This window comes from Methylovulum psychrotolerans (genome assembly GCF_002209385.1).
GTDB classification, from domain to species: domain Bacteria; phylum Pseudomonadota; class Gammaproteobacteria; order Methylococcales; family Methylomonadaceae; genus Methylovulum; species Methylovulum psychrotolerans.
This window is the reverse complement of sequence record NZ_CP022129.1, coordinates 3137444-3162876: the sequence shown is the minus strand read 5'-3', so window position 1 is coordinate 3162876 and position 25433 is coordinate 3137444. Positions and strand designations below refer to the sequence as shown.

Below are 25433 nucleotides of genomic sequence, written 5' to 3'. Positions count from 1 at the left end.
AATTAAGTAGGCGTTCCATTGCATCTCAGCGTGTTAAACCCCACCCCAGCCCTCCCCTTGGCAGGGGAGGGAGCAAATGGCTTCCCCGTCGTACAGGCGAAAATTTGTAGTCCGCACTATTTTCTTCGTCGTCAGAATTTTTATGTTTGGCTATTATTACCTAGCCAGCAAGCCCGTCTTACTTTAAGATAAGTGCCACCAATCACTTGAAGGGTTTGACCATGCAAATCTACTTAACCTGTCCATCTGGCGAAGCTGAGGCGGTTGCTTTGGTGCAGAAGGCTTTTGCCCGTTATCAACTGGAAGAGCTATACACTATTGAAGTGCTTGCTGCGCCGGAACCTGTCGCGCAAAGGGCGGGTGGTTCTGCCAAGATGTCGATGGTGACGGTGTTGGTTGTCGCCTTAGGGACAGGTGGGGCGGTAACTGTCGGCATGAGTGAGGGTGGGGCTATTACTCGAATAGCGAAGGCTTTAGAGAATTTGTCTAACCAACAAGTCGAAGTCAAAATCACTGAAAAGAACCGCACAGTGGAAATGTCCGGTTCGGCGGGGCATATCGAAAAAATGCTCAAAGACCTCCATTCCCAAAACCGCTAAGGATAGGATGCCCAATGCAGAGCTTGCGCATAACGGTCTTTAAGCCCAACACCGACCGCTACCAATTGCGGTTTTTTACCGACGGCAACCCCACCCCGCAGACCCGCGAACTGTCCGCTAGCGAATTGGACGGCTTTATCGCGCGTAGCCAAGCGCATTACCACAGGGGCTTAGGTTTAGAGCAACTGGGTAAGGAGCTGTTTGCTTGGTTGGATGGTGCGGAAGGGGTTTTACAGGCCTATAGCAAAGATACGGTACTGGCTATCGACACCCTGCATCCGCTGGGTGAGTTGGCGTGGGAGCTGTTGCATAACGGGCGGTTTTTATGCGCTGACCAAATCCACGCCTTTACCCCCTTACGGCAAGTGGCTACCACCCATAAAGCTGCCGAAGCGAAAAACCGCCCCTTGCGCTTGCTGTTTATGGCCAGCTCGCCGCAGAATGTCCTGCCCGTGCTGCAATTTGAGCAGGAAGAAGGCCGGATTTTAGACGCGACCCGCAAGAGTAACATCGAATTGGTGGTGGAAGAGAGCGGCTCTTTAAGCGGCTTAAGCGAGCGGCTCAGCTATGGGGCGGCGGATGACCTGTTTGATGTTATCCATATCACAGGCCATGCCGATATTGTCGACGGCGTACCCGTGTTCTTATTAGAAGACGAGTTAGGGCGAAAGCAAGCGACCGATGCGGCGGCTATTGCGGAAATGTTTAATGAGCAGGGTCGGTTTCCGCGCTTGCTGTTTTTGTCCGGTTGCAAAACCGCCCAAGCCAGCGAATTGGCGTTACCGAGCTTATGCGCCGCCTTGGTCGATGCGGGGGTGCCAGCGGTGTTAGGCTGGGCGCAGCCTGTTAACGATGCCATCGCCAGCTTGGCGGCGGAAGCATTGTATCAACGCTTGGCGGACGGTAGCGGGCTGGAGCGGGCGGTGTGTTATACCCGCCATGCCTTGTATCGGCACGAGCAAAGCCTGATGCAAATTAACCCCTTTTATCAGCCGCAATGGCATTTATTGCGCTTATACGGCGACCACACCCCGCTTACCCCGCTGGTCTGATGTGGCTACACTAAACCGGACACACAATTTAAAATATCCTGAAAAGAGTGTGATCCTACTATGAGCCAAGAAAAAGCCAAAACCTATAGCGCCGAATTTAGAGAGTCAGCCGTCAAGCTGGCCATCCACCAAAATTCGGTATTGCCCATCAAGAAACAAAAAGGCAAACCGCTTTCTGCGGAGGACAAAGCCCATAACAAAGCCCTTTCAAAACAGCGGGTTTTCATTGAGCATGTCAACCGCCGCTGCAAGATTTTCAGGATCGTCAAGGACGTTTACCGGGGCAAACACAAAAACTACTCCCTGACATGGAGCCTGGTGGCCGCACTGGTTAACCTGAGATATGGCAACATTTAGGAAAGATGTCTAATGAATGATGTAATTGCAGATGGCCCTATATATTTAGGGTGTATTAGGGTGTACTTGGGGTTGTCGATACCTTTCGTACAGGAGGGGGCGTTCCCTTCGGCTTCGCTTAGGGAACGGTTTTTTGGCTTCGCTTAGGGAATGGCAGAGTTAATTCTTGCTGTTTTTTATGAGGAGATTCGGCTAATCCCCACCGCCTTACGCAGTTTTTGCATAAAGGGAACGCTGATGTCGCGGGCTTTTTGCGCCCCTTCCTGTAACTGTTCTTCGATATGCTCAGGGGCTTGGAGCAGGGCTTCGTATCGCTCACGCGCCGGGGTAATATGGTTGTTGATATGTTCAAACAGCACTTGTTTCATTTCACCCCAAGAGATGCCCTCGGCATAGCGTTGGCGGATGTGGGTAACTTCGTGCGGGGTCGCAAAGGCTTGGTAAATGCTGAACAGGGTGCAGCCTTCGGGGTCTTTGGGTTCGCCCGGTTCCAGCGAGTTGGTTTTGATTTTGTTAATGAGTTTGCGTAACTTTTTTTCCGGCTCGAACAGCGGGATAGTGTTGTTGTAGCTTTTGCTCATTTTACGCCCGTCCAAACCGGACAAGGTCGCGCCGTGTTCTTCCAGCAAGGCTTCCGGCAGGATGAAATGTTCGCCATAGATATGGTTGAAACGCGCCGCCATATCGCGGGCCATTTCGATGTGTTGGATTTGGTCTTTACCGACCGGGACTTTATTGGCGTTGAACAGCAATATGTCGGCGGCCATTAAAATCGGGTAGCTGAACAGCCCCATGGTGATGCCTTTGTCGGGGTCGTGTTCGCCGCTTTGCTCGTTATCGGCCACTGCCGCTTTGTAGGCGTGGGCGCGGTTCATCAAGCCTTTGGAGGCGACGCAAGTCAGCAGCCATGATAGTTCCAATATTTCCGGCACATCCGACTGGCGGTAAAATACCGCGTTAGAGGTATCCAAGCCTAAGGCCAGCCAAGTGGCGGCAATTTCTAGGCTGGATTGTCTGACCCGTTCCGGCTCTTGGCATTTAATCAGCGCGTGGTAATCGGCTAAAAAATAAAACGGCAGGACATCGGCGTTTTTGCTGGCGGCAATGGCCGGGCGTATTGCGCCGACATAGTTGCCCAAGTGCGGGGTGCCGGTAGTGGTGATACCTGTTAAAACAATGGCTTTCTTCATTATCTGTGACTCAGTCGTTCGATGGGGTTAATGTGGACGACAATCTTACCTAAATTTCGTGCAAGTTACAGTCTGATGTTACGCTCTGCCAAGAAAAATGCCTAAAAAGTCATGGTTAGCGCTGGTTTGGCAAGCTTACTAGGGCTAGCAATGAAAAGGGTGGCGGTACCGTGATGCCTGAAACACTTGCGGTACCGTGCGTTTAGCGTTGGAATTTACTGAACAGGTTTTTGATCGGGTCGGCAATTTTGGGGGTGGGTTCGGCAAGCATGGCTTCGCCGTCTCCGTCTCCGCCATTGTGGAAAGGGGCGATATAGTCCAAGATGGCGGCCCTATCTTGGGCGGAAATGTCAGGATGGATAAAGCGGTTGTCGCGGCGCATAAAATAGCCGAGCAAAGTATCTAAGAAGCAGTCGTCCAATTGTTCCGGCATAAAGGTTTTTTGAAAAACTTGGAAGTTTTCATGGTTAAAAATACCTACTTTTAATACGGCTTTTTTATAGTCGACCATGATCCGGAAATGCACTGGAATTTTCCGCTCGACAATAAATAAAGCCCCGTCCATGCCCCTATTTTTTTGTTGGAAACGTAAGCCCCTATCAAATAAGAAAGCATGTTCTTTATCAATGAGGGATTTGCCGTTTAAGGTATAGCTAAAACTGCCTTCTGCTTCGCACAGGAAACGGACATTAATTTGCATGAGCCGATTATAATCGGCCATGCCCATACGCCCATCCGTATTGATTTTGTAGTTTCTTTGAAACAAAGTGCCAAAATGCGGGTATTTAGGAGAATAATGCGGTACCAGCACCGGTTCTTCGAGAAAATTGAGATACTCGATCAATTCCTGGAAGCTATCAAACAAAAATTGCATTTTGGGCAATAATATTTTTTGATAAGTTTTTTCATGCTGGGCTTCCTGGGTTTTATGCTCGTGCAGCGCCCGTTTTTTTTCTTCGGCTTTCTGTCTTAATTCATCCAGTATGTTCATACGGTTATCCCGCCACGGTCGCTTATGGCTTAAGCTATCAAAAGGCATTATGTTAATGGGAAAGTGCTTTTAGGGCTGGTTTAAGCGCTTAATAAAGCCAATAGCTCGGCTGTTTTCGCCTGCATCAACGGGGTGTCGTTGCGGGATTCGACATTGAGCCTGACCAGTGGTTCAGTATTTGAGCAACGCAAGTTAAAGCGCCATTGGGCAAATTCCATGCTTAGGCCATCGGTAAAATCGACGGCTAAGGCATCCGCTTGGTAGTGTTGCCCGACTTTGGCCAAAATTGCCGCCGGGTCAGCGATAGTGCGGTTGATCTCGCCGCTGGCAGGGAAGAGCCGCATCCGTTCGTCCACTAGCTGTGATAAGGATTTGCCCGTCTGGCTTATTAAGGCGACGACCAATAACCAGGGGATCATGCCGCTGTCACAGTAGGCAAAGTCGCGGAAGTAATGGTGGGCGCTCATTTCACCGCCGTACACGGCATCTTCGCTACGCATCCGTTCCTTAATGAAAGCGTGGCCGGTTTTACTTTGGATGGCGGTGCCGGCCAAGCTGTCGACAATATCGATAGTATTCCAGGTCAGGCGCGGGTCATGGACGATTTTCGCGCCGGGGTTCAATTTCAAGAAGGCGGCAGCGAGCAGGCCGACGATGTAGTAGCCTTCGATAAAGCGTCCGGTTTCGTCAAAGAAAAAACAGCGGTCAAAATCGCCGTCCCAGGCAATGCCCAAATCCGCTTGTTGGCCGACAATCGCTGCGACGGTGCTGGCGCGGTTTTCCGGCAACAGCGGGTTAGGGATGCCGTTAGGGAAGTTGCCGTCCGGGGCATGGTGGATCTTAATAAATTCTAACGGAGCCAAGGCAGGTTCCAACCAGTCGATGACATGTCCGGCCGCGCCGTTACCCGCATTGACGACGATTTTTAAAGGCCGCAGCGGTTGTCCACCCAGATAGCCCAATAAATGTTGGGTATAGGCGGCACTGATGTCTATCGCTGTGATGGTGCCGGGTGTCGCACTGGGGGCGGCAAAGGCGTTGCGCTCGGCCAGTGCTTTGATGTCATGCAGGCCGGTATCGCCGCTAATCGGTTTGCTGAGTTCGCGCACCAGCTTCATGCCGTTATAGTCTTTGGGGTTATGGCTGGCAGTGACCATAATGCCGCCGTCCATTGCCACGCCTTGGTTTTGGTAGGCGAAAGTGGCAAAATAAACTTCTTCGGTGCCGCATAGCCCAATATCATAGACGTTAACCCCTGCATCCACTAGGCCTTGGCTGAGAGCCGCCGCCATTTCGTCACTGGACAGACGGATGTCGCGCCCAACAATCACCGCTTTAGGTTGGAGGTGTTCGGCATAAGCGCGGCCAATACGGTAGGCGATGTCGGCATTCAGCTCATCGGGTAAGCGTCCGCGAATATCATAGGCTTTAAAGCAAGTTAATGGCATCATTAGAATTATAGTAGAGTATTAAGAAAATATCAGTAAGCATCCGCCAGTATAATAGGCAACTATTTTATGACCAATACATTTTACCCGCGCCCTTTCAACAGAATTTATGGCAAACTTTAAAACCCATGTCGCTGTAGCCGCCGTTGCCAGTGCGGCAGCGGCTTCGCTGATGGCGTATATACGCTTAATTAGCATGGATCAAACCCTGTGGCTGACCTTGTTAGGGACAGTCGGCGGCATGTTACCGGACATTGATGCCAGTAATTCCAGGCCAGTGCGCCTCTTATTTACCGTCTTAGCGTTAATGTCGGTGAGCCTAACCGCTAAAACCCTACAATACCGCTATGATGCTTATATAGTCCTGGCTCTGGCGTTGGCGGCGTATCCGTTGACGCGCTATGGCCTGTTCGCCTTATTTAACCGTTTCACCGAGCATCGCGGCGTGTTCCACTCGCTGTTGGCGGCGGCGTTTTTTGGCCTAATGGCGGCGGATATCAGCTATTATTTACTGCATTGGAGTGTGTTGCAAGTATGGTTGAACGGTTTATTTGTCGCCTTTGGCTTTATTGTCCATTTGCTCTTAGATGAGCTGTACAGTGTTGATTTAAGTAATAAGCGCATGAAAAAATCGTTTGGTACGGCTTTGAAGCTATACCATTATAGGAACTTTTCCGTATCATTATTATTATTGGCGGCAACGGCCTTACTGGCATGGGTTGCCCCACCCACCAAGCAGGTCTGGCAAGCTATTGCTTTGAGCCAGTGGCATGTTATCCATTAGCCGTTGGGGGGTGCCTATGAGTTTACGCCATCAAATTAACCTGCGCATTATTCTGACTAGCTTGATGATTTTGGTGCTGGGCGGTGCGGTCGCCGTTTGGCAAGCACGGACAGCGGTCAGCAAGGAGATAGATTCGTCGCTGAACCTTGCCGCCCAGCTTATCCAACTGAACTTCCCGCAGGGCGGGCAGAGCGCGGTTGATGTCGGCACTTGGTTGCCGCGTTTTGTGTCGCTGGAGCAAACCCGCCACTTACATATCCAGTTGCAGAAGGCCAGCGGCGAAGTGCTGCGCTTTAGTGCCGTACCCAAACACATCAGCGACGCGCCGCCGACTTGGTTTGTCAGCTTGGTGTCGGCGCAATACCCCGATGTCGGCCAACAAGTGACCACCGCCGACGGGCAACAATTGACGCTGATTATTAGGGCGGACCCGATAGACGAAATCAGCGAGGCATGGAAGGAAAGCCGGGCGTTTTTCGTGTCGTTATGTGTGATGGCGCTGTTGACGTTTTGTGCCGTCAATCTGGTGTTTAAAAAGGCTTTTCAGGCCATTGCCGTGATTGTTGATGGGGTGGCGGCGATAGGCCAAGGCCATTACCGGCAAAAACTGCCCGATTTTGCCATACAGGAATACGACCAAATCGCCAAGGCCATTAACCATTTGACCGAAGTGCTGGATGCCGCGCAACAGGAAAACACCGCCTTGACCCTGCATTCTTTGCAGATTCAGGAAGAGGAGCGCCAGCATTTGTCGCAAGAGTTGCATGATGAGTTGGGGCAATCTTTGACGGCCATTAAGGTGATGGCGGTGACTGCCAAAAATCCCCAGGCCGACACCGGACAGATCACCGATACCATTATCAGTATCTGCGACCACCTGATTGCTGTGGTGCGTTCCATGATGCGCCACTTGCACCCTTTGGTGTTGGCAGAACTGGGCTTAAAGGCGACGCTGGAAGATTTACTCAACCACTGGGCAGACCGCCAGCCCGGTTTAGCGGTGACGCTGCATTGTGACGATGCCGTTGATCTGCTGCCGACCGCTATGACCATCCAATTGTTTCGGGTTGTGCAAGAATGCCTGACTAACATCGTCCGCCATGCCGAAGCCAGCGAGGCGAGCGTCCGCTTAGAGATTCGGGACGGTAAGCAATTATGCTTGGAGGTTGCCGATAACGGCCAAGGCTGTACGCTTGCCAACCTGAAAGCGGGCTTTGGTCTGCTGGGTATGCGCGAGCGCATCAAAAGCTTAGGCGGCGATTTTTCCATCAACACCCAAGCCCAACAAGGCTTGCGGATTAGTGCCATTATTCCCTTATCATGAGCGGACTTATCAAAATTTTGTTAGTTGATGACCATGCCATTGTCCGTGCGGGCTTCCGGCTGTTATTGGCCTCGGAGGCGACGCTAATGGTAGTGGCCGAAGCCGAACGCGGCGAGGCCGCTTGCCAGTTGTATTGGGAACTGCAACCGGATGTGACGGTATTGGATTTGTCCATGCCCGGCATCGGCGGCTTGGAAACCCTGCGCCGTATCTGCCAACGCGACAGCCAAGCAAAAGTGCTGGTGTTTAGCGTCCACGATGAAAGCGTCTACGTTAACCGCGCCATGGCGGCGGGTGCGAAAGGTTACATCACCAAAAGCAGTGCGCCCGGCATTCTGGTCGCCGCCATCCAAACCATCGCTCAGGGTGGGGTTTACATCGAACAAGGCCTGCTGAACGCGCCACCTGCCGCCCAAGCCGCCGACTATCGGGCTATTATTGAGACGTTGTCGGCTAGGGAGTTCGATATTTTCCTGCTGTTGGCTAAGGGGCTGACCGCCCATAAAATCGCCGAGGAACTGTGTTTGGGTTATAAGACCGTCGCCAATTACGGCACGCAAATTAAGGCTAAGCTAAAGGTCGCTAGTGTCGCCGAATTGGCGCATATTGCTATGGTATTGGGGGTTATGAAGGGGTGAGGGCGGTTTGGGTGTTTTTTTATCGCTAAATAAAGGAAGAAGTCGGCTAAGAAACACCCCTCCATTTTACTCGGATGCCGCTTGCCAAAATGCAGGATAAATCGCCTAATCCAATCCGTGTGGCCTGTCCTATACGAATGCTGTAATGCTTAAAGCGGATTTTTTCCCTGACTTGGCCTAACAGTTTAGGTTTCTGGTCAGGTAAATTACCTGACGGGTATTGCATAAGTTATAGGGTGTGCTAAATTTCGCCAAGTTTATAAAAGAAAAGAACTGTACCTCTTTAAAATAACTATGAGCAAATGGATAACGCAATACCTTGCGTCATTTAGGTTGTCTACATTACTTTGAATTTTTTATGGGTGGTTACTACTAAACGAGATTTAACATCAAGGCATTACATTACACGTCCTTACTAAGGGTAACTGTTCTTGGAACGTTAGAGCAGAGTGATGGAAAACAACAAAAAAATGAGGATAAATTATGGACGGTATTTTTGTATTTCAGAATGGAAACCGCGTTCCTGCGAAAGTTGAGCGGATGTTTAAAACACATGGTGTTTTTCTACTAAACGGTGTCCGTTTAGATACGCTGTCAAAATTGCAGATTTTGGTGGACTCAAGCACAAGCACTAGGTTCGAATCTGGACAGTCAATTACCACATCAGATACGGATAGTGCAGTTGGTAGAGCTATCGTAGGTGGCATAATTCTTGGCGGGGCTGGTGCAGTCATAGGCGGCACTACGGGAAAAAAAACATCTGCCATTGATTCAGTGATCACTGAAGTCAGAAATACACAATTGACGGCAGGGCTAACATTCAATGACGGTTCTACAATGAATGTTTTTCTAACGAGTTTAGAGGCCTATCACTGGCTTTTGGATATGGTTGGCAAACCGCCAATGACTGACGAAGAATTGGAAGCAGAAAGAAAACTGGCAATAAAAACGGAAGAAGAAACGGTTATAGAGCGTCGCCGTTGGGCGCAAGTTGATAGCGAGATAGAAGAACCAGAAAATAAAGACTTTACGCGAGCTATTATTATTTTGAATATCTGTTTTATAGTAGCTATGGTTACAGCATTCATAACAAAAGCTATGGAAAATAATTTGTTCGTGAGTGGGCTTTATTTTATCTTTGCTTTTTTTATATGCTTTGTTTTGACTGTAAAAATATGGGACATAATAAATCCTTATATGTCTTATAAGAAAAAAATGGAAGCGTATGAGAAAGCCAGACAAGCAGCTTATGCCGAGTTGGTTATGAATGAGTCGTTAAAAAAATAGAAAAATATAATGAAAACATGATGTTTGTGCTGTTTGCAGAACTGGCGGATAAGAAACTCTATGGCATTCTTGCGGCGGTAGATGCCAGCCAACAATTACAGCAAAAAGTATTGGTGAAAGGTTTGTATTTTGCCAAAATCCATGATGAGCAATTTTCATTGTGTGTGCCCAAGGATTTTAAGCCGTTTTGCTTTAGCCCACGCTGATCGGCAGGTTTATAAGTTTGGGCGATAAGAGCCAAAGGGTTTGAGCAACGGATCAATCGTTGCCCGACTTTTATAAAGCGAGGTATTTATGATTCAAATAGAGCTATTAGAGCAACATATTGCGGAATTAGATGACGCTTCATTTTCAAAGCTCCGCGATTGGCTTATTGAATTCGATCAATCACGTTGGGATAAAAAATTGAAAGACGATTCCAATGCCGGAAAACTAGATTTTCTTATCAACGCGGCGCTTGCCGAACATGAAGCCGGACTGACGAAAGACCTTTGAAACACAAAACGGCTTCCAGCTTTTGGGCTTGCTATGAATGTCTTCCTGTGGAAATTCGTAGTCTCGCCAAAAAAAATTTTCAACTGCTAAAAGCCGATCATTTTGCCTGACGATTCGTCAGGCTATGGTGTTGGGGGAAAGTGGCTTAGCCGTTTTTGATCCCTAAATAAACGAAGAAACCGGCTAAGAACACGCTAGAAACCAACACGGTTAACCAAACGCTTTTTTTCCTTAACGCCAAGCTTGTGATAACAGATAAGTCAACTTGACGGCCTTGTTTGACCGCCGGATAAAGCCATTGCCCAAGCTCATCCTCGCTAAATTGATAGGACAACTGTTTGAGGTTGAGGATGCAGGTGCCGATGGCGATAAATTTGCCGCTGTAAAGAATGTGTGTTTTTGCGCAGAGCGCAGGTTTGCCCAAGCTAGATGCGACAATAAAAAACTGGTCGCTAATGCCGATTTTTTGGCTTAATTGGCGGATTGAAAATACCACTAATACAATAAAGGCGAAAAATACGGGGTAGATTTTGCCGATAAAATCCATCAGCGGCATATTGATCAGGTATTTTATAAACGCTAGCCAAGCTATTAACAGAATAGGTAAGGAAGAGAGCAAGGCAATATAGCTAAAGCGTGGTTTTAGCCAATAGATGTCAAGCCCATCCAGTGTCGGCGGCGGCAGGTCTTGTGGTGTTTCGGCAATAATGGTTTCAGGACGTTGCTTGGATTCTTGGTATAGCGCGTAGCCAAAGCCGCCGATCAGGCAGAGCGCGAAAGCGATGGTAAAAGCCAAGTCGATGTTTTGATAGTCAGTTTTTTGTCCGCTAAGTTTTGCCAGCAAGCCGTTAAAAATAGGGTGTTGGAAGTCAGCCAACGCTTTGCCGTCTAAGTCGAATTGATGAATGGCATCTAAATTAAAATCGCTGACCAGAACTTTATCGCCCAACCTTAAGAGGGCGAAAGGGTCGGCCTTGGCAGGTAAGGTTAGCTGTTTGATGAATATGCCGTTATCTTTAAAGACATAAATGCCGCCAAATTCCATATTGTCGTTGGCGTTGCGTATCCAACATTGGCCTTCGGTCAATAAAAAGCCGGATGGCCAGACATCGCCTTTGGCGATACCGTCTGCGGTGTTGGCGGGCATAAATGTCTTAACGTCGCCGAAGCGGTTGCCGTTAACGCCGATAACGCTGAGTTGATGATGGTTGGTATCGGCGATATACAGCTTGTTGTCCTGAAAGTAGACTTGGTTTGGGAAAAGGAAGCCCTCTTTGGTGTCCTGTTCTTCACCTGTGCCGGAAAACAAACGCACTATGTGTCTGGAAGTATCGGCAATAAACACCTGATCGGTTTGCCAGTCTATGGCCAGTGAATAAGCATCGTTTAAATTGAGTGGCGGCTTGGTAAAGGCTAGGCAGTGAAAATTGCCCGGATCGCAACGGAATAAACCATTGTTTGCATCGGTACTGTGTTCGTCCTGCATGTTTTTTAGGCGCAAATAGCGTTGTAGGTTGTACACAAGGCCGTTGTCTTTAACATGGCGGCGGATCAGCAGGTCGCCATTGGCAAAAAAAGCGAAGTCGGTGAGGGCTGTGCCGCTGTTTATGCCAAAATTCGCTAAGTCGATGTGGCTGGTTAGCAGTGCTTGGTCGTTAAAGCCGAACAACTGGTTGTCCAGCATGATATAGGCGGTGCCATTAGGATGCTTATGGAGATGCGAAAAGGTCAGCACTGAAACGGCGGCATTATGGGCGGCAAATTTTCCCCACAGCAAGCCGCCAAAGAACAGCAGTATCAGTAACGCGGTCAGCGGTTTGATGTTTTGGTTCATAGTCTTTCCTTTGGAGGGGGGGGTACGGAAACAAGCCCTGGCATTTAATGGCTAAAATGAGTGGCGGCCCAGTTAACCATTAAAAACACACTACCCAGAATGCAAGCTATTCCGGTAAGCCCTGCCATAATGCTCCGGTTTTTTAGGAGCGGTACAGCATCGGCGGCATATTGGTCTTGATACGCCCGGCATAAGCGCTTTAGCAGTATTTTGTCGATAGGTTGGGCTACCCGAAAACAAATGGCGTGATCACTTAAGCGGACTTCTATGGCGATAGCCAAATCAGGTAAGGTAATTTGGCAAAGGTTTTCTTGATAATGCAAGCCGAGATTATCTAGGGCTTTATACAGTGTTGGCCGGAGATACTGGATAGGTATGCCAGCTAAAGTGCAACTGGTGAGATCTTTTTGATAAAGAGAACGGCTTGAAATTACCATTAGCACAGTCGCTATCACCAATATAGAAAGGCTTAGGTAAAAAAGCTTGGAACCAAAGGTGATAGCCCCCAATGTTCTCCCATAAGCGGTGACCCCTAAGAAAAGGGATGCTAATAATAGGCTTAGTATAAACTGGTATAACAGCACCATTGTGATGATTTTCAGTGTATTGCTTGTTAGCGCAGGTTTTTTGCTGATTAGGATTGGGATACAAGGCTGTAATAGCTGGGTTCCAAATGACAGCATCAGTAGCGGAAACAACAGATCGAATAGCATAAACTTTAGGTTATCAAAATTTAATGTTTGCTTAAGAATAGTTGAGTTTGTGAGAAAAAGTAAGGTTTGGCGGTGGAGAAATTGCTTGGGAATTGCTGGTTAAGGGCTTAGCCAATTATAGGGAGAATTTAGGCGCGGCTTCCCAAGCAAAAGCAGTGTGCCTAATGTCTTAGTGGCGGCCATCCAAACCATCGCCAAGGGTGGGGTTTATATCGAGCAAGGCTTGCTGAACGCGCCGCCCGCTGCCCAAGCCGCCGATTATCGGGCTATTATTGATACGTTGTCGGCTAGGGAGTTTGATATTTTCTTGCTGCTGGCCAAAGGCCTGACCGCCCATAAAATCGCCGAGGAGTTGTGTTTGGGTTATAAGGCCGTCGCCAATTACGGCACGCAAATTAAGACTAAGCTGAAGGTCGCTAGTGTCGCCGAATTGGTGCATATTGCTATGGTGTTGGGGGTTATGAAGGGGTGAGGGTGGTTTGGGTGTTTTTTATTTCCTAAGAGAACAGTAAAAGCCAAAGCGCTTAACCAAGCACTTATTTTCCTAACTGCTTAGGTTTCTGGGCAGCTAAATTATCTGGCGGGTATTGCATAAGTTATAGGATGTGCTAAATTCCGCTAAGTTTGTAAAAGAAAAGAACTATATATCTTTAAAATAACTATGGATAAACGGATGACGCAATATTTTGCGTCATTTAGGCTGTCTACATTACGTTAGGGATTCCCTTCCACGCCTGATTTACCTGTTTGGAGAAACTGCGGATGTTTAAGAAAATGTTTGAAAAGCTGTCTGGCTCAAAACCGCCGGAATTTAAGGAATCTCAGATGGATCCAAAAACTGAGGCACTAATTCATGCGATACGCGAACGAAGCAAAGATGATCCCCTAGTGGGCGCAAAGCTTGGCGGTAAAGAGATATTTCAGCGCTTACTTGATAGCATGAAAAACGAAAAAGGTGTTCATGTCGAATCATTACTATGCGCTTTAGGTGCTTTAGCTGGTTATTCATGCCAAGCCAATCTTCAGTGCCCAAGCCTTAGCGAAAAACATGCCGGAAACAGCTGCTTTTCAAATCATCGCAACCAATGATGGTAAGCAGTACTTCTTTGGCGATCTGTTAAATGATGCTCTTGCAAACAATCAACATTCCGTTTGGGGTTTGGCAGCTGGAGCCGCACAGCGTGCGGGTGCTAATGAATTTCCTGATATCAACGAAATTTTTCAACACACTGCATCAGTGCTGGGTGGTGAGCAGTTTGGCATCCCCCGCATATCAGAGAATAATAGGGCTAGTGATACACCAATCAACTACTTAAAAGCTATTTGGCCGTTGTTTTTTCCAACAGTAAAGCTGTTTTGCCCCAACCCTGTCGATTGGCCAATCCTTTATGGCCTGGCAATTCAAGAAGCCATAGAGGCAGGCAAAAGCGTTATTGATCCATCTCTAGCACTAAAGATAGTAATGGAAAGTGCCGTACCAATGTCAAAGGTTGATCTTGCAAACCTCTAACAAGCCAATCAAAGGGACTAGCCGCCATTCCGGCTGGCGAAGTTTTTGTTTTTATGGGTAAGCGGCTTCGCCGTAGGCCATCGGGCGGGTCTTTTATTTAATTTTCTAAATCAGGCTATTAAAAAGCGGTTGGTGAACTTGATCGCTTTTATGGTGAGCATTGCAAAAGATTCTTGCTACAACGTTTAGCGTATAATAACGTCTACTCTTATGCCCCCCCCTTAATCTATCACTATGACTGACCAAGAATTAAAAGACCTTGTTGCTAGTTTTAGCCATCAACCATCAAAAAATGGCTTAGGAGTCGGCAATTTCACGCAAGAAACTCAATGAAGAATTGGCGGCTTCGCGTAAAGAGGTCGATAAGGCCATTAAAGAGCTTAGCAAACAAATTGGCGGTATTGCCAATAAATTCGGCAGTTTTACCGAAGGTTTAGCCTTGCCTTCCATGACCAAAATTCTGTCCGAAAAATTTGGCATGACCACTATCAACCCTAGTGTGCGAGTGAGGGATAAAAACGGTAATGAGCAGGAAATTGATGTGTTGGCTTACGCGAACGGTGAAATCAATACGGCGATTATCGTGGAAGTAAAAAGCCATCTGCGCGAAGAGGGCATTGAGCAGTTGTTGAAGCAATGCCGTGATTTTCGTGTGCTGTTTCCAGGACTGGCGGATAAGAAACTCTATGGCATTCTTGCGGCGGTAGATGCCAGCCAACAATTACAGCAAAAAGTATTGGCGCAAGGTTTGTATTTTGCCAAAATCCATGATGAGCAATTTTCATTATGTGTACCCAAGGATTTTAAGCCGTTTTGCTTTAGCCCACGCTGATTGGCAGTTTTAGAAAGTATAGTGGAGCCAGTAAAGCTAATATTTTCCAAGTTTGTGGCGATTGATTTTCTGCATTTTGCCACCGCCAAATACTACCATTTGGAATTGCTCACTTACGATGGCGATATGCAAAAGCTGGCGGCTATTTATCAACGTTGGTCTGCTTCCCAAGCATAAGCCGCTGGTGTTGAACTCTACGCAGGTCTGTAAGCTCTGAAAGAAGATTTCCATTTTAATACGACAAGGTATCCAGATGCAGGCCTATAAATTCGTTTTATTAATCGCTGTCGGTATTGGTATTGTCGGCAGCGCGTGGGCGGAGCCGTTAACGGTTGAGCAGGCTTACCGTGCGGTGCCGCATCAGCAAACGCGGTTTGATCCGGTGTCCAGCGCGATTATGGATGCGCAGGAGACGGAATTTCTCGCGCTATTTTTTGAGCTGACCGACTTGGCTTTGGTGGCAAGGGTTTCCAGCCAGATGGCGCAAGCTGAAAGCGCAGCGGTCGCCGGACGTTATGCCGATATTTTGCCGCGTTTGCAAAGCTTGTCTGTCCCGGCACGGTTGGCTTTGGCGCATTTTTTGGTGGTTAAGGCCGTCACCGAGCAGCAAGCTTATCTGGAACAACGCCCATCTGGCACGAACGGGTTTGATGCCAACGACCCTTTGGTGGCCAGTTCCCATCTGAAATTGCAGCAAGCCTATGCTGAACTGATGCGCCTTTATCCACAAGAAAATACCCATAATAAACAGGCTTTTTTTGACCATTTGTGCAGCCTTGATTTTGAATGAGCGGGCTTTTTTGTCATGTTAGCCAACAAAATAAACGTTTTTTGCCGTTTCCTTTTAAAAAAAATTTCATATCCTTTGCATCCATTTCCTAAAGGTTGGCGTAAAGACAGGTGATAGGATGGTTTTTATTTTCCTATCGGTGTCTTTAATCCCTTAACCCATAGGAAACTAGCATGAAACCCATTAAGAATCCTTTATCGACGTTGGCCTTAGCGGTCGCGTTGGCTTTATCCACGCCGTTGTTTGCCGCCGACCATGCCGAAGCCCCTTTAGTGGAGTCCGATGTCGCCAGTGACATTGCCGATGTGTATGCGTTTTTAGATCCGAATGACAATAGCAAAGTGATTTTGGCTTTTGATGTCCACGGTTTTATCGTTCCCGGTGAAAACGGCAACCTCGGCGGCTTTGACTCGAATGTCCGCTATCAATTCAATATCGAAAACACTGGCGATGCCGATCCTGACAAATTCATCACGGTGAATTTCAACGAGCAGGCCTCGCGCGGTAAATCCCAACGCGCCACTGTTCAGTTGGTCACTAAAGGCAGTACCAATAAACTAGGCTTTTATGCCCCCACCACCGTATCATCCGCCACCGCCGCTACCGCTCCTACACCTGCGGTAAAAACCGACGCGGCGACCGGGATAGCCTTTTTTGCCGGGGTGGTTGATGACCCGTTCTTTTTTGACATTCCCGGTTTTAACCGCTTTGCCGCTTCCGTCCTGGGCGGTGCGCCCGATATTAGCTTATTAAGCCGTGGCCGCGATACTTTTGCGGGCTATAACTCGCAAATGATCGCCTTAAGCGTTCCTGTCAGTTTGTTGAAAGGTTCGGCAGGCAGTGTTATCGGTGTCAGTGCCACCACGTTGCGCAGTACCCATACCTTACGCTCAGCGAGTGCTGATCCGGTTAATTCTGGCGCGTATCAGCCAATAGACCGTATGGGTGTGCCGACCATCAACACCGTGCTGGTCCCGTTCCCGCGTAAAAATGAATATAACCGCGCCAGTACCGTTGATGATGCGGCGGGCATGTTTGCGGGCGATATTGTCGGTACCTTAACTGCTTTAGGTACGGATAATACCCATATCGGCATCTTGGCGGGTGTGGCGGTGACACACGGCGATTTGTTACGTTTGGATACGGCAGTCGCCAATAGTGGCAAACAAGGCGGCAATAATGCCGGGGCAGGCTTTCCTAATGGTCGCCGCCCCGTTGATGATGTGATCGACACTGTGCTGTTTTTGGTCACTAACGAGGGTTTGACCACCGGCGACAATGTCAACGCCAATGACGTGACGTTCCGTGATAAATTCCCGTTCTTCGCCGCTTCACACCAGCCGCTTCCTACAGGCACTTTGGATGACAATACGCGCAACTAAAAACCGTGCGCTCATTGCCGTTTTGGCTTGGGTATTAGTCGCGCTGCCGCTGGTCGGCGGCGCGGCGGATACTTCGCTGGCGTTTCTTGAAGCCCGCGCCCGGCAAGACCCGCTGGACTTTACGGCCCATAACCGCCTGTCCGCGCTGTATATCAAATACCTGCGCGAGACCGGGGATTTGGTCTATTTGCAACGCGCCGAACAAGCCGCCCGCGCTTCGCTGGCGGCTGTGCCTGCCCCGCCTAATGTCGGCGGCTTGGCGGCTTTGGCGGTCAGTGAATTTGAAAATCATCATTTTAGCGAAGCTTTAGTGTTGGCGGAGCAAGCGTACCGCACCGACCCGCGCCAGTTGGGGGCTTTAGCGACCATAGGTGACGCGCACTTGGAATTAGGCCATTACCCGGACGCGGAACGTAGTTATACACAATTGGCGGTACAGCAAGGGGCAGACGCGCCGCCTGTGTTGGCGCGGCAAGCCCGGCTGGCCGAGCTGCATGGCGATACCGCCCAAGCAGTCGCGTTATTAAAGCGGGCAGGCAATGATGTGTGGTTTAAGGTGCGCTTAGGCGAGTTGTCTTTTCATAGCGGTGACTGGCTACAGGCCGGACAATTTTACCAAGCGGCCTTAAAGCAACAGCCGGACAGTTTTGTGGCGGTAGAGCATTTGGCCGAACTGGCTGCCGCGCAAGGCCATTATGATGAGGCGATAGCTTTGTACCAAAAAGTGCTTAAACAAACGCCCAGGGCGGAGTTTTTTCAGGCTTTAGGTGATGTCTATGCCTTTATGGGCAAAGCCGAGTTGGCGAAACCGTGGCACGCTAAAGCCTTGGCGGCTTATTTGCAATCGGTGGCGGCGGGTAATGCCCATTATCTGCACCATTTGGCGGGTTTTTATAGCGATTCCCAAGAAAACCCCGCCGAAGCGGTGCGCTGGGCGCAGCAAGATTTGGCTATCCGGCAGAGCATTTATGCTTATGACACCTTAGCATGGGCTTTGTATAAACACGGTGACTTTGTCCAGGCGCGGGATATGATGGCGAAGGCCTTAGCGTTAAAAACCCGCGATGCCCATCTGTTTTACCATGCGGGGCTGATCTATTCACGGGTGGGTGAGCTTGCCCAAGGTCGGCAATTCCTTCAACAAACGGTGGCGATTAACCCATCGTATAACGCTTTTCATGCCCACCGATGAACAGATTCCTGATGTTATTATTGCTATGGCCCGTGCTGGTTTTCGCCCATCCGGTTTCCCAAGGCGCGTTAGCTATTGACGTAGCGTCTGGGCAATTAATTGTCCAGGCGAAGGTGTCTACTGAAGAGGTGTTTGTCAGCAGCGCCTTTGCCGATAGCCAAAGCCAATCCTTAGCCGAAGCTTGGCGGGAACATGCCCAGTATTTCTTACGGCATGTCCATATCCAAGCCGACCAACAGGAATTGGTGGGGCAGGTGCAGGGCATCAGCGAAGCGGGCAGCGAGCATATCCTCTACACCTTTGTTTACCCATTAGCGGCAGCGCCCAAACAACTTCGCATCAGCCAGAATCTGCTCAACGAATTTATGTACGCGCCCGGCAATCCGTGGGAAGCCAGTTTTGTGGTGCGGATGTTGGCGCAAGGCCAAGCCCAGCAGCAAGGCCAGTTACTGACCGCGAAACAGCCGTTAACGTTGACGCTTGCCGACAGTTCCGCCAACGATCTGAGCCGCATGTTCGGCGCTTATCTGGCGCACGGTGTTAACCATATCCTTACGGGTTACGATCATTTGCTGTTCATCATCGCCTTGGTGCTGGCGACCGTGACGCTTTGGGATTTAATCAAGGTCATTAGCGTCTTTACCTTGGCGCATACCCTGACGCTGACCTTATCGGTGCTGGACATCGTGCGTTTGCCCTCGGCAGTGGTTGAGCCGATGATTGCGGGCAGTATTGTCTTGGTCGCCTTGGTCAACGTGTTTTGGCCGCAGCAAAGCCGTGGTGGTTTGCGGTTGTTGACGGTGTTCTTTTTTGGCCTGTTCCACGGCCTAGGTTTTGCGGGCGGTTTGCTGGATGCAATGGCGGGAATGCCCGTACAGACTATCGGCTGGGCGATTGCCGCTTTTAGCTTGGGCGTGGAATTGGGGCATCAAGTGATTGTCTTGCCGATCTTTTTTGCCCTGCAACAACTGGCGCGTTTTAGTCCTGCCGATAAGCCGCGCCAGTATCGGCTGGCGGTGATGCGGGGCGGCTCTTTGGTGATTTCGCTGGCAGGGATGGTGTATTTATGGGCGGCGGTGGGGTAAGGTCTCGAGTGCTGGCGTTTGTGGCTGTTAGGTTATAGGTAAAGGCCTTCGCGCTTCAATACCTCTGCCATGACCGTTATTCCCCCAATAACTGATCCCAAATTCCCCCGACCAATAGGCGCAGCTCCGCCACCTCGGTTGCGTCGATTAAGGCGTTGTTGTCTTGTAGGGCTTGTTTATGGCCTTTATCCCGATAGAAGCAGTAGGCGGTTTTTAAAGTGTCGACGGTGCTTTGCGGCAGTTTTGCGGTACTGGCCAAGCTGTCTAGCAGGCGCATGTTGTCGGTGTAAAAGGTTAGTCTAGGGTAGTTAAAGGCGTAAGCCAGCACCAAAAATTGGACGATAAATTCAATGTCAGCAATACCGCCTTTGCTGTGTTTTAGGTCAAATTTACCGACGGCTTTGCTGGCCAGAGCGGTGCGCATTTTCTCGCGCATGGTCTGGACATCGGTTTTTAAGGACTCATACACCCTGGGTTTGCTGAGAATGCGGTAGCGGATAGCGTCGTAGGTGGTTTTTAGGCGTAAATCCCCAGCGATGCAGCGGCTGCGCACCAAGGCCTGATGTTCCCATGTCCAGGCTTGGTTTTTCAGATAATCTTCGTAGGTGTCGATGTGCGTGACCAGTAAGCCGGAGTCGCCGCTGGGGCGCAGGCGCAGGTCTATTTCGTAGAGGATGCCCGACAACAGGCGGGTATCGAAAATGTGGCGGATTTTTTGCCCTAAGCGGCCATAGAATTGGCAAGTAGGGATGGGTTTGTTGCCGTTGGTCAGGGCGTTGCCGTCGGTGTAAGTGCAAATGAACACCAAATCTAAGTCCGAGCTGTAGCCCAGTTCGATGCCACCAAATTTGCCGAAGCCGAGGATGGCGAAACCGCTGTTATCGCTGTCGCTGTCCGGCGGCGTGCCATGTTTGTCGGTGAGGAGCAGCCAAGCGCGGTGCAGCACTTGCCGGGTGATGCTTTCGGCGATGGCGGTCAGGTAATCACTGACCACCATGAGCGGGATGATGCCCATGATGTCGGCGGCGGCAACTTTCAGCACTTGTTGCTGTTTAAATTGGCGCAAGGCGATCATCAGTTGTTCGAGGTCTTGGACGGCAATAGGGCTTAACAGATGGTGCAGTTGTGCGTCCACATCGTCGGCTTGCAAGGGGGTGAACAGGGCGCGGGGGTCGAGCAGTTCGTCAAATAAAATGGGGAAACGCGCCAGAGAGTCGCAAAACCAGAGGCTGGCGGATATCAGCCGTAACATTTGCGCTAAGGCATCGGGATTTTCGGCGAGCAGGGACAGGTAGACCGTCCGGCTTGCGACGGCTTCAAATAAGCCCAGCACCCTTTTTAGGGTTTCGTCGGGATTATTGACGCTGGCTAGACCTACGAACAGCAGCGGCATGAGCCGATCCAGCACTGCCGCGCCTTTGGTGCTGAGCCGTTTGATGGCGGCGGCGTGTTTGAAGTGCTTGAGGGCGGTCAGGCCGCTTTCGGGGTCGGTCAAACTGTAATGCTTTAGGCTAGCGAGCAGACAGTCGGTGTCCGCTGTGCCTGCCCAAAGCTGTTGGGCTTGGTTGTCGCCTGTCTCTTGTTTGGATAGGGAAAAGACTTGGTCAAAAATGCCGTGGACTTGCGCCCTGACGGTAGCCAGTTCGGCGGTGAAGCTGGCCCAATCGGGATAGCCCAGCGAAAAGGCCAGGCTTTGTTGGGCTAAAGGGTCGGTCGGTAAGGTATGGGTCTGTTTGTCTTGATATTCTTGGATATGGTTTTCGACCCGCCGTAAGAAGCCGTAATTTTGCCCCAGTTGTTCGGCATCGGCGGGGGCGAGCAGGTTCAGTTCGCCCAGTCTGTGCAGGACGCTGAGGATGCAGCGTTGTTGCAGGGATTTTTCGCTGCCGCCGCGTATCAGTTGGAAGGCTTGACCGATAAACTCCACTTCGCGGATACCGCCTGCGCCCAATTTGACATTATCCGGGCGGTCTTTACGCCGCAATTCCTGCATGATTTGCTGTTTGAGCGCCCGCAGTTCGGCAAACGCGCCGTAATCCAGATAACGCCGATAGACAAAGGCATTGAGCATTGCCATGAGCGGTGCGCCTTGCGCCATATCGCCTGCAACTTGGCGGGCTTTAATCATGGCGTAGCGTTCCCATTCGCGGGCTTGGGTTTGGTAGTAATGCTCCATGCCGTCAAAGGTCATGACGATGGCGCCGCTGTCACCGAACGGCCTTAAGCGGGTGTCGGTACGGAACACAAAGCCTTCTTCGGTGATGTCGTCCAGCACTTTGACGAGGCTTTGGCACAGTTTGGTAAAAAACTCACCGTAGCTGGTGGCTTTTTTGTCGGGCAATACGCCGTCTTCGGGGTAGGCAAAAATCAAATCAATATCGGACGAGAAATTCAGTTCGTAACCGCCCAGTTTGCCCATGCCCAACACCACCAGCTGCTGAGGGGTGCCGTCCGGCAATACGGGTGTGCCGCGTCTGCGGGTGGCCTGTCCGTACAGAAACACTAATGCGTATTGGATGCAGGCTTCGGCCAGCAAGGACAAGTCCATTAACGTTTCTGCCAAAGGTGCCCAGCCTGCCAAATCCCGCCAAGCTATCCTGACCATTTCGCGCCGCCGGAACTGCCGCAGCCCGCGCATCAGTTCGGCTTCGTCGGCGGGCTTAAGGGTTTGGAGTTTGTCATGATAGGTCTGCCCGGTGTAGGGCGTGGCTAAATCGCCAGACTGTTGCAAATCCGATAATAAATGTGGTTGCCGTAAGCAACTTTCAGCAACAAATTGACTGCTTGCCCATATTTGGGGCAGACTAGGCGGCAATTGTGGTGCGTTATAGATAGCGGAATTGGGGGTGTTGAACTTTTCCTGCCATTTCTGCATAAACAGAGTGACAGAATAGTGTAAGTCGGCGGGTAAGGTCGGCCCTTCAGGCGGAGGCTTGGGTGTTTGTGACATGGCAAAAGAAAAGTTGGGTAAAATTCACCTTATCATACCTAAAAACCTCACAGATATTAATATTAACGGTCGGTATAGTATTGTAAAAGCCTTGGCGGATATTTTGCTTGTTAAAACTAAACTCACCAGGCAATTTAAAAAAACTATAAGCTAGGCCGCAACGGCCCGGCAATAAAACGTCATCTTCTTTTATGAATACTATTACAGACATTTTTAGTGATCCTGTCTTAAATGGGCAAGTATTGCAGGATTTAGAAGCGGTGCCCGAACCGCGTAGCCGCTATATTATCGCGATGACCCCCCGTTCGGGCAGCACTTATTTATGCGATGTCATTAAAAATACCCGCCGCTTAGGCAAACCCCAGGAGATATTAGGGGCGATTGCCGTGGCTAACCGCATCGGCAAAAATATGCCAGGGCGCACTCCCGATGAGTATCTGCGTAACGGTATCCGCGTTTCCAGAACCGCCAACAATGTTTCCGGCCTTAAGGCCAGTTGGTTTCAGTTTGAAAACTTCACCCAAGCTATGGTGGATTTGAGGTATCTGAATGGCTTTAAATTTGTTTATCTGACCCGCCGCGATTTGGCGGCACAAGCCGTGTCTTTATATCGGGCGACGTCGTCCGAGGTGTTCCATAGCCATGTTGCCCATAGCGAAACTGCTTTAACCAAGCTTGAGGCGCTGGACTATGATTATCAGGCCATTAAATATTGGTACGAGCATATTGTCGCCCAAGAAAAAGGTTGGCAACGCTATTTTTATGAGCGGCGGATCTATCCTTATTGCCTCAGTTATGAAGATATTGAAGACGATATTCTGACTGTGCTCAAACGCCTTGCCGTTTATATTGATGTTGACCCTAATAATATCCTGTTGCCGCCCGCTCCGTCCGTCATCCAGAAATTACGCGACGGGCGTAGCCGCGAATGGGCGCAACGCTTCCAAAACCAATTGGGGCTGAGTTTGGCGCATTAAGTGGGGTGTGCGTGAGTCTGTGAACGTGCGATACTTGCCTTTTGCCCAGACATTCACTTTTTTATGCCGATTATGCTCATTTTTGTCCTGCTGGCTGTAGGGTTTAGCGTGCCTGCGCTTGCCGAACCGCTAGTCCGCACTTTAAAAAAACCGTTGCAACAACACGGTCCGGCTTTGTTACCGCCGTTGGTGACTTTGCCTTCCGGTTGTTTTGTGATGGGTAGCCCTGAGTCTGAAGTAGGGCGTGGCGATAACGAAGGGCAGCGTCGGGTGTGTGTGCAAGGTTTTAAGTTAAGCCAATACGAAGTCAGCGTCGATGAGTTTACGCGTTTTGTCGAGGCTACCGGATTTGTCTCCGATGCCGAACGCAATAGCGAGGAAACTGGCTGTTGGAGTTATGACCATACCGCCGAAGCGCGTTGGCAGTGGTGGGAGTGGGCGCAATGGCGGCGGCCTGTTAAGGATTTGGCGATTAAGCCGGATTATCCGGTGGGCTGCGTCAGTTTTTATGATGTGCAGGCGTATATTGCCTGGCTAAACCAAACCAGCCACCAGCAATACCGTTTGCCTTCCGAAGCGGAATGGGAATATGCCGCGCGGGCGGGTACGGCGACCGCCCGTTATTGGGGCAATAACCCTGATATTGCTTGCCGCTATGCCAATGTCGCCGACCAAAAAACCATTAAAGAACTGGCATGGGCGCAAGCCCACCAATGCGACGACGGGCGGTTTTTTTACGCGTTGACCGGCTCGCTGTTGCCTAATCCATGGGGTTTGTACGATATGCTGGGGAATGTCTGGGAGTGGACGTGTTCGCGCTATAAGGAAGGCGAGGCTACCGGAGGCGAGGGCTGTTTGCAAGATAAGCCTGGTTTTGATGATTTGCTGGTGTTGCGGGGCGGTGGCTGGAACGCCGACGCGCCCAGAGTCCGTGCCGCTTACCGTAATTGGGGTACGGCATGGTCTCGGCAGGCGAACTTGGGCTTTCGCTTGGTTTTAGGCCGTTAGGCTGGGCTGGCAACTACAAAAGGCTATTATTGTGGGAAACGGCCAAGATAGCCACCGTTCCCGGACGAATATTATTCCAAGCTGTCGGTAGTGGTTTTCTCAGCGGCGGGTTTGGCGGTGTCTGTCGCCGCCGCCTCAGGGCTGGCCGCTTCGGCCACCGTCTCGCCCCGCGCTCCGGCAGAGCCGACTTCTTTAGGTGTCATCAGCAGTTTGGCATCTGGCCCCATCGGTATCGATACGTCTGTTGAGGAAATAATGGCTTTGCTGATGGTGTCAACCATGCGTAGGGAAACGTAGGAGTTCTTTTTTCCAGGGGCATAAACACCGCCGACCAAGACGGACGCATGGTAACGTTTGAGCAGTTTTTTGGTGTCGTCAGACAATTGCAATGAACCGTCTTCCTTCATAATAAACAAATCAATCGGCAGTTCCATGCCAATAACTTGGTAGCCGGATTGGTGGAAGGCCGAAGCGATTTGGTCGGAGACGATGCGCCCAAACGCCGAAGTTTTGTTCAGGTTATCGACGTTGAGCAGGGTGGTGACGATAATCAGCGAGTTTTTCGGCAGTTTTTGGGTCAGACGTTTTTGCATGTCACCCACCGCATCGTAGCTGACCGTAACCAGATTGGCATCTTTGACTTCGTAAGTACGGAACAAACCGCAGCCACTCAAGGTTGTTGCCAGCAACGCCGGAATGAGGAGGGTGGAGATTTTAAGCATGGTAGTTTTCCTTGCGATAATAAAAGTAGGGCATGGCTAAGTGGGCGGCGTATTATACGGGCGGTTCGTGGTTTTGGGGCTAATACGGGTATTTCTAAGCTTGGGCATCATTATGGTCACGTTTTTTATAACCCCGCCTTTTACTTGAACAGCAAATATGCGGAAATACTAGCCTATCGGTGCGTGTGAGGCAAGTTAAGGTCAGCGGCTGTCATAAAAATCCCTGATTAACCGCGCTATGATGGCGTTATGTTATTGGCTGGTTTTGGCCTT

Annotated in this window: 28 protein-coding genes; 21 read left to right on the top strand and 7 right to left on the bottom strand. The window is 50.0% G+C overall.

Features of this window, described 5'->3' with window-relative positions; translation table 11 throughout:
* Positions 1-221 precede the first annotated feature (221 nt).
* Genes CEK71_RS14380 through CEK71_RS14370 form a run of 3 tightly spaced genes read left to right on the top strand, consistent with a single transcriptional unit; the run spans position 222 to position 2008 of the window.
* Positions 222-599, top strand: coding sequence for a hypothetical protein (locus CEK71_RS14380; protein WP_088620030.1), 378 nt, complete (start codon positions 222-224; stop codon positions 597-599).
* A 14-nt stretch (positions 600-613) separates the two neighbouring features.
* Positions 614-1651, top strand: coding sequence for a CHAT domain-containing protein (locus CEK71_RS14375; RefSeq protein ID WP_088620029.1), 1038 nt, complete (start codon positions 614-616; stop codon positions 1649-1651).
* A 60-nt stretch (positions 1652-1711) separates the two neighbouring features.
* On the top strand, positions 1712-2008 hold the full coding sequence (locus tag CEK71_RS14370) for a transposase family protein (protein ID WP_232463647.1): 297 nt from the start codon (positions 1712-1714) through the stop codon (positions 2006-2008).
* A 176-nt stretch (positions 2009-2184) separates the two neighbouring features.
* Here CEK71_RS14370 and CEK71_RS14365 read toward each other — a convergent pair whose 3' ends face one another.
* The 3 genes from CEK71_RS14365 to CEK71_RS14355 all read right to left on the bottom strand — a co-directional run bounded on the left by CEK71_RS14365 (position 2185) and on the right by CEK71_RS14355 (position 5640).
* A complete protein-coding gene (locus tag CEK71_RS14365; protein WP_198328254.1) occupies positions 2185-3198 on the bottom strand; it encodes a tryptophan--tRNA ligase in 1014 nt (337 codons plus the stop codon).
* A gap of 202 nt (positions 3199-3400) precedes the next feature.
* Positions 3401-4189: a hypothetical protein gene (locus CEK71_RS14360; protein WP_157679276.1), complete on the bottom strand. Its 789-nt coding sequence runs from the start codon at positions 4187-4189 to the stop codon at positions 3401-3403.
* Positions 4190-4269: 80 nt separating this feature from the next.
* The gene (locus CEK71_RS14355) at positions 4270-5640 is read right to left on the bottom strand and encodes a phosphohexomutase domain-containing protein (RefSeq protein ID WP_088620026.1); all 1371 of its coding nucleotides are present in this window, start codon (positions 5638-5640) and stop codon (positions 4270-4272) included.
* A 106-nt stretch (positions 5641-5746) separates the two neighbouring features.
* Between CEK71_RS14355 and CEK71_RS14350 the strand changes: the two genes are divergently transcribed.
* The 6 genes from CEK71_RS14350 (at position 5747) to CEK71_RS14325 (ending at position 10165) form a co-directional block, all read left to right on the top strand.
* Positions 5747-6421 carry a metal-dependent hydrolase gene (locus CEK71_RS14350; protein ID WP_088620025.1) on the top strand — a complete coding sequence of 225 codons (675 nt, stop codon included), beginning with the start codon at positions 5747-5749 and terminating at the stop codon, positions 6419-6421.
* Positions 6422-6437: 16 nt separating this feature from the next.
* Positions 6438-7745, top strand: coding sequence for an ATP-binding protein (locus CEK71_RS14345; RefSeq protein ID WP_088621633.1), 1308 nt, complete (start codon positions 6438-6440; stop codon positions 7743-7745).
* Positions 7742-8383 carry a response regulator gene (locus CEK71_RS14340; protein ID WP_088620024.1) on the top strand — a complete coding sequence of 214 codons (642 nt, stop codon included), beginning with the start codon at positions 7742-7744 and terminating at the stop codon, positions 8381-8383. Before CEK71_RS14345 ends, CEK71_RS14340 begins: the two co-directional genes overlap by 4 nt.
* A 483-nt stretch (positions 8384-8866) precedes the next feature.
* Positions 8867-9670, top strand: coding sequence for a hypothetical protein (locus CEK71_RS14335; protein ID WP_088620023.1), 804 nt, complete (start codon positions 8867-8869; stop codon positions 9668-9670).
* A 17-nt stretch (positions 9671-9687) separates the two neighbouring features.
* On the top strand, positions 9688-9876 hold the full coding sequence (locus tag CEK71_RS14330) for a hypothetical protein (RefSeq protein WP_088620022.1): 189 nt from the start codon (positions 9688-9690) through the stop codon (positions 9874-9876).
* 88 nt (positions 9877-9964) lie between these two features.
* Complete coding sequence (locus tag CEK71_RS14325; protein WP_088620021.1) at positions 9965-10165, top strand: hypothetical protein; 201 nt, start codon at positions 9965-9967, stop codon at positions 10163-10165.
* Positions 10166-10310: 145 nt separating this feature from the next.
* Here CEK71_RS14325 and CEK71_RS14315 read toward each other — a convergent pair whose 3' ends face one another.
* Together CEK71_RS14315 and CEK71_RS22705 are read right to left on the bottom strand one after the other, a co-directional pair.
* Positions 10311-11999: an NHL repeat-containing protein gene (locus tag CEK71_RS14315; protein WP_088620020.1), complete on the bottom strand. Its 1689-nt coding sequence runs from the start codon at positions 11997-11999 to the stop codon at positions 10311-10313.
* A gap of 44 nt (positions 12000-12043) precedes the next feature.
* Positions 12044-12436 carry a hypothetical protein gene (locus CEK71_RS22705; RefSeq protein ID WP_157679274.1) on the bottom strand — a complete coding sequence of 131 codons (393 nt, stop codon included), beginning with the start codon at positions 12434-12436 and terminating at the stop codon, positions 12044-12046.
* 433 nt (positions 12437-12869) lie between these two features.
* On the opposite strand from CEK71_RS22705, the gene CEK71_RS14305 reads away from it, so the two are divergent.
* From CEK71_RS14305 to CEK71_RS14275, 9 genes are all read left to right on the top strand, one after another.
* Complete coding sequence (locus CEK71_RS14305; protein WP_088620018.1) at positions 12870-13184, top strand: response regulator transcription factor; 315 nt, start codon at positions 12870-12872, stop codon at positions 13182-13184.
* Between the two features lie 290 nt (positions 13185-13474).
* The gene (locus CEK71_RS22700; RefSeq protein WP_157679272.1) at positions 13475-13801 is read left to right on the top strand and encodes a hypothetical protein; all 327 of its coding nucleotides are present in this window, start codon (positions 13475-13477) and stop codon (positions 13799-13801) included.
* Complete coding sequence (locus CEK71_RS14300; protein ID WP_088620017.1) at positions 13761-14222, top strand: hypothetical protein; 462 nt, start codon at positions 13761-13763, stop codon at positions 14220-14222. Before CEK71_RS22700 ends, CEK71_RS14300 begins: the two co-directional genes overlap by 41 nt.
* Before the next feature lie 337 nt (positions 14223-14559).
* A complete protein-coding gene (locus CEK71_RS14295) occupies positions 14560-15054 on the top strand; it encodes a DUF3782 domain-containing protein (RefSeq protein WP_198328252.1) in 495 nt (164 codons plus the stop codon).
* Positions 15055-15231 carry a hypothetical protein gene (locus CEK71_RS22695; RefSeq protein ID WP_157679270.1) on the top strand — a complete coding sequence of 59 codons (177 nt, stop codon included), beginning with the start codon at positions 15055-15057 and terminating at the stop codon, positions 15229-15231.
* A 76-nt stretch (positions 15232-15307) separates the two neighbouring features.
* A complete protein-coding gene (locus CEK71_RS14290) occupies positions 15308-15844 on the top strand; it encodes a hypothetical protein (protein ID WP_088620015.1) in 537 nt (178 codons plus the stop codon).
* 173 nt (positions 15845-16017) lie between these two features.
* Complete coding sequence (locus CEK71_RS14285) at positions 16018-17226, top strand: DUF4331 family protein (RefSeq protein ID WP_088620014.1); 1209 nt, start codon at positions 16018-16020, stop codon at positions 17224-17226.
* On the top strand, positions 17207-18418 hold the full coding sequence (locus tag CEK71_RS14280; protein ID WP_088620013.1) for a tetratricopeptide repeat protein: 1212 nt from the start codon (positions 17207-17209) through the stop codon (positions 18416-18418). Before CEK71_RS14285 ends, CEK71_RS14280 begins: the two co-directional genes overlap by 20 nt.
* Complete coding sequence (locus CEK71_RS14275) at positions 18415-19503, top strand: HupE/UreJ family protein (protein ID WP_088620012.1); 1089 nt, start codon at positions 18415-18417, stop codon at positions 19501-19503. The genes CEK71_RS14280 and CEK71_RS14275 overlap by 4 nt, the downstream gene beginning before the upstream one ends.
* Positions 19504-19579: 76 nt before the next feature.
* Here the strand turns inward: CEK71_RS14275 and glnE are convergent, their stop codons facing one another.
* On the bottom strand, positions 19580-22453 hold the full coding sequence (gene glnE / locus CEK71_RS14270; protein WP_088620011.1) for a bifunctional [glutamate--ammonia ligase]-adenylyl-L-tyrosine phosphorylase/[glutamate--ammonia-ligase] adenylyltransferase: 2874 nt from the start codon (positions 22451-22453) through the stop codon (positions 19580-19582).
* Here glnE and CEK71_RS22690 point away from each other — a divergent pair.
* The 3 genes from CEK71_RS22690 to CEK71_RS14260 all read left to right on the top strand — a co-directional run bounded on the left by CEK71_RS22690 (position 22452) and on the right by CEK71_RS14260 (position 24438).
* Complete coding sequence (locus CEK71_RS22690; protein WP_157679268.1) at positions 22452-22607, top strand: hypothetical protein; 156 nt, start codon at positions 22452-22454, stop codon at positions 22605-22607. The two genes, glnE and CEK71_RS22690, sit on opposite strands and share 2 nt — an antisense overlap.
* Positions 22608-22644: 37 nt before the next feature.
* Positions 22645-23430: a Stf0 family sulfotransferase gene (locus CEK71_RS14265; protein WP_088620010.1), complete on the top strand. Its 786-nt coding sequence runs from the start codon at positions 22645-22647 to the stop codon at positions 23428-23430.
* Between the two features lie 63 nt (positions 23431-23493).
* Positions 23494-24438, top strand: coding sequence for a formylglycine-generating enzyme family protein (locus CEK71_RS14260; protein ID WP_088620009.1), 945 nt, complete (start codon positions 23494-23496; stop codon positions 24436-24438).
* A gap of 71 nt (positions 24439-24509) precedes the next feature.
* Here CEK71_RS14260 and CEK71_RS14255 read toward each other — a convergent pair whose 3' ends face one another.
* Positions 24510-25160: a FlgO family outer membrane protein gene (locus CEK71_RS14255; protein WP_088620008.1), complete on the bottom strand. Its 651-nt coding sequence runs from the start codon at positions 25158-25160 to the stop codon at positions 24510-24512.
* Positions 25161-25433 lie beyond the last annotated feature (273 nt).